The organism is Promicromonospora kroppenstedtii DSM 19349, assembly GCF_000515355.1.
GTDB lineage: Bacteria > Actinomycetota > Actinomycetes > Actinomycetales > Cellulomonadaceae > Promicromonospora > Promicromonospora kroppenstedtii.
In genome coordinates this window covers 310,453-311,413 of the sequence record NZ_KI911686.1, presented here as the reverse complement: position 1 = coordinate 311,413, position 961 = coordinate 310,453, and the positions used below count along the sequence as shown (strand labels likewise).

1 protein-coding gene and 1 pseudogene are annotated in these 961 nt (G+C 74.4%); one reads left to right on the top strand and one right to left on the bottom strand.

The annotated features are described in order from the left end of the window. Positions 1 to 157: pseudogene (locus tag PROKR_RS37455) on the bottom strand (tRNA pseudouridine(38-40) synthase TruA); the annotation flags it as partial. A gap of 39 nt (positions 158 to 196) precedes the next feature. On the opposite strand from PROKR_RS37455, the gene PROKR_RS16100 reads away from it, so the two are divergent. Continuing rightward, positions 197 to 955, top strand: coding sequence for an ROK family protein (locus PROKR_RS16100; RefSeq protein WP_036964597.1), 759 nt, complete (start codon positions 197 to 199; stop codon positions 953 to 955). Positions 956 to 961: the final 6 nt, after the last annotated feature.

Sequence of the window (961 nt, the reverse complement as noted above, 5' to 3'; positions counted from 1 at the left end):
GGAGGCCGCGCGGCTCGGTCCGCAGCACCCGGGCGAGGCCGCCCTGGAGGGTCCCCTCGACGGTGCGGAGGCCCGGCTGGCGGGCCCAGCCCGCGAAGTCGGTGCCGTCGTAGGCGAGGTCGAGGCGGACCCGGATGAAGTCGTTCACGTCAGCCATCTTCCCCGATGCCCCCGCGAGGGTTCGTACAGTGACGTCATGGCAGACACCCTCACGCTCGCGGTCGACTGTGGCGGCGGCGGCATCAAGGCGGCCGTCCTCGACACGTCGGGCACGGCCCACGCGTCCCCTGTCCGGGTGCCGACCCCCTACCCGCTGCCGCCGGAGCTGCTCGTCGACACGATCGCCAAGATCGCCACCGACCTGCCCGCCGCGGCACGGGTCACGGTCGGCATGCCGGGCATGATCCGCAGCGGCGTCGTGGTGCACACGCCGCACTACATCACCAGGTCCGGGCCGCGGTCCCGCGTGGTCCCCGCGCTCCAGGACGCGTGGAGCAGCTTCGACATGCAGGCGGCGGTCGCAGCACGCCTAGGACTGCCCGCCCTCGTCCTGAACGACGCCGAGGTGCACGGCGCAGGCGTCGTCGCGGCGTCGGGCCTGGAGCTGGTCATCACGCTCGGTACGGGCCTGGGCACGGCGATGTTCCACGGCGGGCGCATCGCGCCGCACCTGGAGTGGTCGCACGCCCCCGTGCGCCGCAGCCTCACGTACGACCAGTACATCGGCGAGCCCGAGCGGCGCCGGCTCGGGGACGGGCTGTGGTCGCGGCGCGTGGTCACCGTCGTGGACGGGCTGCGGCCCGTCTTCCACTGGGACCGGCTGTACATCGGCGGCGGCAACGCCCGCTGCATCACGCCGTCGGCACTGGCCCGCCTGGGCGACGACGTCGTCATCGTGCCCAACTCCGCCGCCCTCGTGGGCGGCGCGCGCGCCTGGGACCTCCCGCCGTCCTGACCCGCC